The organism is Rhizobium sp. BK376, assembly GCF_004341625.1.
Taxonomy (GTDB): domain Bacteria; phylum Pseudomonadota; class Alphaproteobacteria; order Rhizobiales; family Rhizobiaceae; genus Rhizobium.
In genome coordinates, this window is record NZ_SLZG01000065.1 from 1 (window position 1) to 8,713 (window position 8,713).

Annotated in this window: 10 protein-coding genes and 3 pseudogenes; 6 read left to right on the forward strand and 7 right to left on the reverse strand. The window is 57.0% G+C overall.

Annotated features, from left to right (window positions below; translation table 11 throughout):
• Nucleotides 1-189: 189 nt before the first annotated feature.
• The 4 genes and pseudogenes from EV561_RS36350 to EV561_RS36365 all read right to left on the reverse strand — a co-directional run bounded on the left by EV561_RS36350 (nucleotide 190) and on the right by EV561_RS36365 (nucleotide 2,901).
• Nucleotides 190-384, reverse strand: a complete 195-nt coding sequence (locus tag EV561_RS36350) for a hypothetical protein (protein WP_132528689.1) — start codon at nucleotides 382-384, stop codon at nucleotides 190-192.
• A 494-nt stretch (nucleotides 385-878) separates the two neighbouring features.
• A complete protein-coding gene (locus EV561_RS36355) occupies nucleotides 879-1,205 on the reverse strand; it encodes a hypothetical protein (RefSeq protein ID WP_132528690.1) in 327 nt (108 codons plus the stop codon).
• Nucleotides 1,205-2,016 (reverse strand): annotated as a pseudogene (locus EV561_RS36360) (Ku protein). Before EV561_RS36360 ends, EV561_RS36355 begins: the two are co-directional and overlap by 1 nt.
• A 12-nt stretch (nucleotides 2,017-2,028) precedes the next feature.
• A pseudogene (locus EV561_RS36365) lies at nucleotides 2,029-2,901 on the reverse strand (Ku protein).
• Nucleotides 2,902-3,300: 399 nt separating this feature from the next.
• On the opposite strand from EV561_RS36365, the gene EV561_RS36370 reads away from it, so the two are divergent.
• On the forward strand, nucleotides 3,301-3,519 hold the full coding sequence (locus tag EV561_RS36370) for a hypothetical protein (RefSeq protein WP_132528691.1): 219 nt from the start codon (nucleotides 3,301-3,303) through the stop codon (nucleotides 3,517-3,519).
• A gap of 340 nt (nucleotides 3,520-3,859) precedes the next feature.
• On the opposite strand, the gene EV561_RS36375 is transcribed toward EV561_RS36370, so the two are convergent.
• The gene (locus EV561_RS36375; RefSeq protein WP_348633773.1) at nucleotides 3,860-4,093 is read right to left on the reverse strand and encodes a hypothetical protein; all 234 of its coding nucleotides are present in this window, start codon (nucleotides 4,091-4,093) and stop codon (nucleotides 3,860-3,862) included.
• A 167-nt stretch (nucleotides 4,094-4,260) separates the two neighbouring features.
• Nucleotides 4,261-4,422, reverse strand: coding sequence for a hypothetical protein (locus EV561_RS37520; RefSeq protein WP_165928053.1), 162 nt, complete (start codon nucleotides 4,420-4,422; stop codon nucleotides 4,261-4,263).
• Between the two features lie 335 nt (nucleotides 4,423-4,757).
• Here EV561_RS37520 and EV561_RS36380 point away from each other — a divergent pair, with 335 nt between their 5' ends.
• From EV561_RS36380 to EV561_RS36395, 4 genes are all read left to right on the forward strand, one after another.
• A complete protein-coding gene (locus EV561_RS36380) occupies nucleotides 4,758-4,955 on the forward strand; it encodes a hypothetical protein (RefSeq protein WP_207910671.1) in 198 nt (65 codons plus the stop codon).
• 213 nt (nucleotides 4,956-5,168) lie between these two features.
• Entirely contained in the window at nucleotides 5,169-5,450 is a 282-nt protein-coding gene (locus tag EV561_RS36385) for a hypothetical protein (RefSeq protein ID WP_132528692.1), read from the forward strand.
• Nucleotides 5,451-5,911: 461 nt separating this feature from the next.
• A complete protein-coding gene (locus tag EV561_RS36390) occupies nucleotides 5,912-6,193 on the forward strand; it encodes a type II toxin-antitoxin system RelB/DinJ family antitoxin (RefSeq protein WP_132528693.1) in 282 nt (93 codons plus the stop codon).
• Nucleotides 6,183-6,518, forward strand: a complete 336-nt coding sequence (locus EV561_RS36395) for a type II toxin-antitoxin system YafQ family toxin (RefSeq protein ID WP_132528694.1) — start codon at nucleotides 6,183-6,185, stop codon at nucleotides 6,516-6,518. Before EV561_RS36390 ends, EV561_RS36395 begins: the two co-directional genes overlap by 11 nt.
• Nucleotides 6,519-6,603: 85 nt before the next feature.
• On the opposite strand, the gene EV561_RS36400 is transcribed toward EV561_RS36395, so the two are convergent.
• Nucleotides 6,604-6,837 (reverse strand): hypothetical protein, encoded by a 234-nt coding sequence (locus EV561_RS36400; RefSeq protein ID WP_132528695.1) that lies wholly within the window; start codon nucleotides 6,835-6,837, stop codon nucleotides 6,604-6,606.
• A gap of 350 nt (nucleotides 6,838-7,187) precedes the next feature.
• On the opposite strand from EV561_RS36400, the pseudogene EV561_RS36405 reads away from it, so the two are divergent.
• Nucleotides 7,188-8,118 (forward strand): annotated as a pseudogene (locus tag EV561_RS36405) (cation diffusion facilitator family transporter).
• Nucleotides 8,119-8,713: the final 595 nt, after the last annotated feature.

Sequence of the window (8,713 nt, forward strand, 5' to 3'; positions counted from 1 at the left end):
GGCGCCGCACGCAGCATCCAACTTCTCATCTCGCCAGAAGCCCTGCCCATTCTACGATAACACAAACCGTCATAATCTCTGTGGCGAGGTACTAGGTGGTCGGGCAGTTAACTGCAACAAGTCACGGTAGACGGACCCTCGCGGCAGGGCGGTGAATACGTCCTGCACGACCAACGGACTCTACGGTCATCACTTTTGCTCGAATGTTGCTTCGATCAGCATGGCCCCAAAGTATTTTCGATCTTCGGCGCTGAGCGTCGGTGGTGCATCCAGCTCAAAGTATTCATGTCTGTCCATACTCGCCTGGACGAAGGCGGAGGCATTCCTGGCGGTGTCAAAAGTGTGGACGCCATTTGAATTCGTAACGATCCAGTTCGTTCTCATCTTCCTACCCTTGCGGTTGAGCCGTGCCAGCGCCGAAGCATGTCGAGATGGGTCTAGCTGCATCCACGTCAAAAGCACGCGGAGCGCGCCAATAGTAGATAATTTTGGTTCCCGGATGAAGTGTGGATGGGGCCGCAAGTTTCAAAAAGAAACCCGCCGGAGCGGGGCGGGCGAAAATTATAGTCACACGCGTTTTACCCTAAACAGGCCCGCTCAATTCACTCAAGAGGGCAAGCGGGTCGGATGATCCGGGTGGTCGGGGCGAGTGCTGGCAGGAACGAGGCTATCAATGAGGTCGATGGCCCGCTCCAAGCACACGTTTGGTCCCTCGACCACGGTCGACCGAGGTTGCCGCTCCTTAAAGTCGATGACGGCGTTGCTGCCGGGCGGCGTGATAACCGCAAAGTGGTCAGTGGGGCTGTAGATCGCAATCCTGTAACCGCGATGAAGATACACCTGGCTTGGCACTCGCCATCCTTTCAATTCGAGTGACGCTACGCATCGGCAGGAAATCGGAGCCGTTCCGGCAGTCGACGGAGAGATCGTGGTCGCGCCGCGAGCACATCCGCCTCCCGGATCAGAACCCTGCCGTCGACATCGTCACCGCGCCTGATCGCGGCCGCCGCCAGTTCTCTGTAGAAGGGAGCATAGCGCGTCAGACGGCGGAGCGATTTCTGAGGCGGGTTCGCAGTCGCCATCATCGCCTCGCATGTGACGATCACCTGCCAGACGGAGCATCCGTCGGTCACCGCCATCTGCCCGTTTTCAAAGTACAGGAACGGTGCTGGTTCACAGAGTTCAAATTCGCGTTCCTCGTCCATCATCCGGCCTTCTTGCTCTTGAGTTCGTCGGCGACCGATTTTCGCAGCGCGTCCATGATGTTCACAACATTTGAGGCGGGCGCGGCCGCTTCCTTCTTGCCCTTCGTGGTCTTCCTGGGCTTTAGCGCCGCCTTCTTCTCGTCTATCAGCTTTAAAAGGCTAGTCTGGATTGGATCGGTGACCATCTCCGGCGACCACTGCGCAGACTTTTTCTTGATCAGCTGCTGCACGAGCGGAACCAGTTCCGGGTCCGCCTTCTCCTCGATATCCTCGAAGTAGCTCTCCTCTGGACGCACTTCGTCGCCGAAGCGAAGAGTCCACAGGACGATACCTTCGCCCCGAGGTTCCAGGATGACGGCACGCTCGCGGCGACCGATGACGAGCTTCGACACCCCCACGACCTTGTCCGCCTTCATGGCGTCACGGATGACGGCGAAAGCCTCGTTGCCGACAGCGTCGTCGGGCATGAGATAGTGCGGCTTCTCAGATAGACCCATTCGATGCTGTCGGCGGAGACGAACTTGTCGATGTCGATCGTCCTGACCGTGTCGAGCGCCACCCGATCGAGATCGTCGTCGGTCAGGATGACGTAGTCGTTCTCTCCACGAGCGTAGCCCTTTGCCTCGTTCTCGTCCTTGACGGGCTTTCCGGTGACCGAATCGACGTACTGCGAGACGACACGATTGCCCGTCTCCTTGTTGAGCGTGTGGAAACGAACCTTCTCGCTCTCCGACGTCGCCGGGGTCATGGCCACAGGGCAGGTGACCAGCGACAGCTTCAGGTAGCCTTTCCAGTAAGGGCGCGGTGCCATTGGTCAGCCTCCTCAGCTTGCTCTGCGTTGCGGGGCGGCGTTCGCGGCGGATTTCGATGCAGCACCGCGAGAGGCACGTTGCCTGCCTTCGCCCTTGTTGGCGTTGGCGGCTGTGCGCCTCGGTGTTTTTGCGGACTTGCCCGCCAGTCCGGCACTTTCGCGGAGTGCGGCCAGGGATCGTTCGGCTTCGAAACCTCGACCTTCTTTGGCTTCGGCAAGGCCTTACCCTCAATCTTGGCTTTCACGAGGTTGGCGAGGGCGGCTTCGTAGCGGTCGTCGAACGACGCCGGATCAAACTCGCCCTTCTTCGTGCCTATGATGTGCTTGGCGAGGTCGAGCATCTCGCCCTCGATATTGATCTTCGGCATATCCTCGAACGCCTTCTTCGAGGACCGGACCTCGTAGTCGTAGTTCAGCGTGGTGGCGACCAAGCCCTTGCCGTGCGGCCGTATGAGCACCGTCCGCATCCGGCGGAAAAGGACCGTCCGGGCGATGGCCGCGACCTTGGACCTTCGCATTGCGTCGCGCAGTGCGACGAAAGCGTCGCTGCCCATCTTGTCGGGGGTCGACATCCGAGCAGGGAATGAATGCCTCGACTTCGAGGGTCTTGTTGCTCTCGGGGATCGCTGCTGCGATTTCGTCCGGATCAATCATGATGTATTGGCCGTTGTCGATCTCAAACCCCTTTGCCTGGGCTTCCTTCGGAACCGGATCTTCCGTCTCGCTGTCCACGAAGACGCGGTTCACGCGATTGCCCGTCGCCTTGTTGATCGTGTTAAAGGTTATGCGGTCGGAAGTGCTGGCGGCGGTATAGAGCGCGACGCCGCAGCTCACTTCACCGAGCTTCAGATAGCCTTTCCATTGAGCCCGATGCCCTGCTCCCATGTCGCGATCCTCCGAATCACTGAGTCGCGACTCAAAGCGTGCGAGGGTGATTCGTTCCGATCCAAAACGAATCTATTTTCAATGAGTTGGCGTCGCTACCTGAGAAATTGATTCCGGCAAAACTTGAGCGCGCAAGTTTTTTCGCCGTTGGCGTCTCCTGCGCGAAAGATTTGGTCTGTGGACAGTAATGGAAGCGGTTCCAACCACTGAGGCGAGTGTTCTCAAAAATGCAAACGGTGGCGCGCGCATCGCATGACCATGACAGAGGCAACCAAGGACCGCGACAGTTAAGGCAAAGCATTGACTGTAAACGCGCGTTCCTGCTCCGCAGGTTTCCAGAACCGTGTTCTTGCCATATTCGCCATCGCTCCTAGGTTGTTGTGTGGGCCAGGAGAAAACATGTTCGACAAGCATCTGCATCCCGACGACATACCTCTGTTTTCAAAGGATCTCGTAATTTGCCAACAAGTGTTCGACATCGTCAGGTCGGAGACGGGTACGTTGCATGGCACTCCCAAATCCGATCTCATCGCAGCCCACATTATTCATGCATACAAGCAGGGCGTCCGAGATGTCCCGCAGCTTTTGCTCCTGGCGCGCACGGCGGCGATTACATAAGACCGTGGGCTTCTCGCGGCGCGGTCAAAAAGAGAGGCGGGAGTCTCTCCAGCGGCGCTGCTATTGGTCAGCTTGCAGGCGTTTGGCCGTGCGGGTCCAGCCCAGCATGGAATCGTGGATTGCCACCCCCGCATTCCCGGCATCGAAGTGAAGAGCCGCGAATATCCAGTCCGCAGGCATTACACCGGATAGGTTTTGCGATCGGAGGATCGAGATCAAATCCTCCCCCGTATCGAGGCCAATGAGCGCTGGATGTCCATGTCGCTCAAGTGTCCAAAGGTACCTAACGGTCATCGAGTTCTCTTGACATTATCGAAGCAGACAGCAGTTCCCGCAGCACTCAGTTGGATGCTATTCGGCAGCCTGCCGGGCTGGATACTCCTCCGGAAATTCGATGCGCGACAAACAGGTCGAAATCGCCGATCATGTAGTGCTGATCCGATCCGATCGCCACTACCGTCCAATATTCCGGATCTTTGCCGAATACCGTCGAGACCTGAACGACCGTCGTGTTTCCATTGGAATGCTTGCCGGATCGCGCAAAATAGAATGCACCGGGAACCCAATTCGTCATTACGCTCACTCCCACCAAGGCCGCGAAATGTATCAGAAATCTCCAATATGACCATCCTTCATGTTTCGAGGTGGCGCCCGTGCGTGGATTGCGACACGTCAGACGATGAAGGCCGCCATCAGATCGGAGACGGCCTTCTATAGGTTATTGAAGTTTCCGGTTACGCGTCAGGCGGCGATGCGCCGCGCGGCCTTGTCAGCCGCCTTGCGATCCGACCCGTACTTCTCGATTATTTCCTTTGCGTCCTCGATGGAAATCCGATGCTTCTTCGCGAGGACAACCGCTTCATACGGCTTCTCGGACGCGGAAGCGCCATTGGTATCTGACATATTTTTGCTCCTGTGGAGGTTCTGGCCGCTAGAGGCCGTAGGCGAGGGTGCCGCCTCACATAATTTATATAAGAATAAGCTGATCCGCTTGCCAGCCTGGCATGAATCGGCAGACGATTGTGGCCGGATTTCGCGCTCTCCGAGGATCGTCTCAATGCTTTTAGCTGTCCCCCTAGAACGGTGCTGGCTTTGTTTTTCGAGTGACCGTCCCATCGTTGCAGCGAGCAACACCGGAGCGACGCCATCAGCGCCATCGTACCGAAACATGCGGGCCACGCACGCCACCGCGAGAAGAGAAGCGTCCGCCGCGCGAGGCGCGACGAGACCGTCTGGCGATGGCCGCGCTTATGTTCTCGATCGCGTTGGCCGTTCTCGCAACGGCCAGACTGATCGACAAAGCAACTGGCGCTGCCCTTGTCGCTTTCAGCTTCGGTATAACTGGTGAACACGGGCCGACATTGGCCCTGCTGCTCGGCGCCGTCTTTGCAGCGGTGGGATGCGTGGCAAGCGCGAGTCGGCTGCTGACACGGTGACCGCGATTTAACTGGCGGATGACAAGGCTGGTGGTCGGACCAAACACAGCAAGCCAAGGTGAGGGGAGGTGCGAATTGCCGATCCATTCAGTCTGCCGCTGCGTCGCCCTCCCTTGACTACTTGAGATCACCGCCGATCTTGGTAACTTGCACCATCATTTCCTTTCCGCTGCCAGGCCTGCAGCCAGCGGGGGCTTCGCTGGAGTTGCACATGTGAACGAGGAACAGAAAAACGAGGCCGCAGAAATTCAGAAACTAGCGTTGCGTCTGAATAGTGCGATTGGACGGGCGGCGCGCGTTGATCTGCGAGCTATCGCCTCCATTGAAGAACGGCGGATAGCGGGGCTCCCTGATATTGTGCACCTGGAAATTTCGCTTGAATCGGAGAAGGCGCCTACGCTTGCCGAAGCTCTTGAAGAAGTTGGTTTCCGACCATTTGGTCGGAGCCGAGGCTTAGTTCGCGAGCGGCGAAGTAGGGAACCTCTGAAACGTTGAGATTGATCTTTGGAGCGCGCGGCGGATTTCCAGTGCTTCCTCCTTATCGATCTTTGCCCTGCTACCGCAGCTCTGGTACCGATCCTGCCTCGAAGCGAATTCATGAAATCGGCGGGCAGCTGAAGCTCCGGCGCCGCGACGGCAATGCCCGTGGTGAGCAGCCCGGCGCGGTAAAGCGCTGCCTAGTGGTTTTGGAAATGAACCGGAAATCTTGTACTGGATATCCGGGCGGCGGAGCGCATATCTGCGGAATTAGGTAGCAACTGCCACCAGGCACGAGACTTACCGTTTCATGAGTTTTTGATATCGACCTCTTCCTAGATTAACCCTGCCCAGCGCATCGATATCAGGACGCAGTCGATCATTTTTCTCCCATTGACATTTAGGGCCGCCGCGACCTTGAAAATGATGCTCAATTGGGCTACATAGGTGTACGTGGAATTTAAAGAAGGAGTCGTCAAATGGCTGCAAATGCATATGTGCGAGCCCGCATTGATCCTTCGGTGAAAGAGGGTGCCACCTTGGTGCTTGATAGTCTGGGTCTAACGCCCTCGGATATTATACGTATGGTAATGACTCGAATTGACCGTGATAAGGCTCTCCCGCTGGAATTGACCCGCCCCAACGCGAGAACAATCGCTGCGATGGAAGAGGCGAGAGCCATCAAGGCTGGCCACGGCAAGGTATTCGATACCGCCGACGAACTGTTCAATTCACTTGAGGGCCGTAAGGTTGCCAAGTAATGACAAACGGTCGAAGCCCGCTTCAACAAAACGGGCTTCGCTTCCACGGATTTTTAGCTACTCGAAGCAGTTTCTGAAAGACTGGAAGCGGCTGTCACGGTCCGGACGGTACGACATGGGAGCATTAAAAACCTCTATGCTTCTTTTGATGGCGAATGATGCTCCGCTCCCGCCGGAATACAAAGATCACGAACTCAACGGCAAATGGGACGATCACCGGGAGTGCCATGTTGGAGGGGATTTTCTTCTTATTTATACCCTTGAGGAAAAGAAAAACCTGATCGTATTCGTAGCGACTGGCACGCACGCCGAACTCTTTGAATGAGCTTGGAGAAGCGACATAGGCATTTTTCAAGCCTCTGGCTTTGATTTGGCAACGAAAAAGTTTTCGCCACGAAATGGTGGCAGTGCTACATAATTGCGCAAATCTGGCAAGCGCCGAATCCCGAAACCGCTTCCTGACCGTAGGTGACCAGGGAACTCGGCTCCAGGCTGTCGATGGAAATTCGACCGGAAAGCGCGTCCACATCTGCTAACCTGTCGTTCGGAAGCGCGATGGTCACAGTGTGCGCGGCAATGGTCGGTAGGGAGCCTGCCACCCCCGAACGATCTGCGCTCATCTTGGAATCGTCAGAAATGACCATACCCTCCCGTTAGGTGATGGGACCTTATCTTTGAGCGAGCCAAGTGGCAACAGACTGCACTCTAGGTTGGAAAGCAAGATGAACGGAGCGTGATCAATCGTGGTCGAAAGCGCAGAGCTCGTGGTTGGACAGAGACTTGATCACGTCGCAGTCGCGAACCTGGTTTCGTCGGGGAATGCTAGACTTATTAGGTGGATGCAGCCAGAACCGTCCGACCCACGTCCCCAATGCTCAGCGGCACGATTTTTCGACGGTCCCGTGCGAGTTGGGGAGCCACCTTTTCATTTTCCGCTTGCATCTCTAGTGGCTGCAGGTTGTAGGGTCGCCCAAAAGCGGAAGGGAGACCGACAATGGCGCATGACCACGATGAACACGGCCATTCACATGCGCTCGGTCACCTGCACGCGCCGGCGAACTTCGGGAAAGCCTTTGCGATAGGCGTCGCCCTGAACGGAGCTTTCGTGGCGCTTGAAGTAATCTTCGGCCTCGCGAGCAACTCTGTTTCTCTACTGGCCGACGCGGGGCACAATCTCTCCGACGCATTGGGACTTGGCGTCGCCTGGGCAGCCGTCATCCTTGCCAAGCGCCGACCAACCAAACGCTTTACGTTCGGTCTCGGAGGCACGTCGATCCTGGCTGCGCTATTCAACTCGGTGTTCCTTCTCGTCGTTGTCGGTGGCTTGAGCTGGGAAGCCATCGGGCGATTTTTCGAACCTCAGATCGTTGCGGGCAAGACGGTAATGATCGTCGCCGCATGCGGTATCGTGCTCAACGGTTTTTGCGCCTGGCTGCTTTCCTCCGGAAGCAAGGGCGACCTGAACGTGCGGGGCGCATTCCTTCATATGGCGGCAGACGCCTTGGTGTCTCTCGGCGTCGTCGTTGGCGGCCTGATCATCCTGGTCACCGGGTGGCATTGGATCGACCCGCTGATGAGCCTCATCATCAATCTCGTCATTGTCGCAGGGACCTGGAGCCTTCTGACGGGCTCGATCACCATGACCCTGAACGCCGTGCCGGAGGGCATCGACATGGACAAGGTCAAGGAGTTTCTTTTGGGCCTCCCCCGGCGTCGAGTCGATCCACGACCTGCACGTCTGGTCGCTGAGCACGACGGAAACAGCTTTGACCTGCCATCTTGTAATGCCGGCCGGCGCGCCCGCGGACGATACGCTGGCACATGCGGCCGAAGAACTGCGCGAGCATTTTGGCATCGGCCATGTAACGCTCCAGGCAGAGCGAAATCGGCCGACTCGTGAGCATCTCATTGAGGGTCACGGTTAAAAGCTCCTCTCACCCCCAAGGTTGAGCGGGGACGAGTTTCTGCGAGCGCGCGGCTATTCTTCAGGGGGAGGCCGTAGGGATCCGTTGGTTAATGGAGGGTGTTCGGGCGGCTTCTTTTCGGGGACGCGTCCTACCGAAAATGTCATTCTTGCGAGCTCGCACTCGATGGTGAGCGGCATATTTGCAGCTTGCATGCGCGTCATCTGGAGGGGGAAGCGGGAACCTGTAGTGTGAGATGCACGCAGGATGGCCGATTGGCGAACCAGGTTGCAAGGACTCTTTTAAGTTGATCTCCCCAGAATTTTTCAAACACCGGGTTTGGTTGTCAGAGGAAATCGAAGCAATTCGGGGCAAAGACGCCAGAGTGTAAAAAGCAGCAGGCTCCAGCCTAAATTTCTGTTGGCCAGTCTAACATTTAGGGAAGGGCGAGAATGAGCAGTTCGAAGTCATCCGGCCGGACGGGGTGCGTCGGACTGGACCTTGAATCTCCTCTGCCGACGTCTCATTTGCGAGAAAGCATTCCTAATCGCTTTCAAGCGAGGCACACTGCAAAAGCCGGTACTGATTCCGTCCTGCGTGCGACCGATGCAAATCG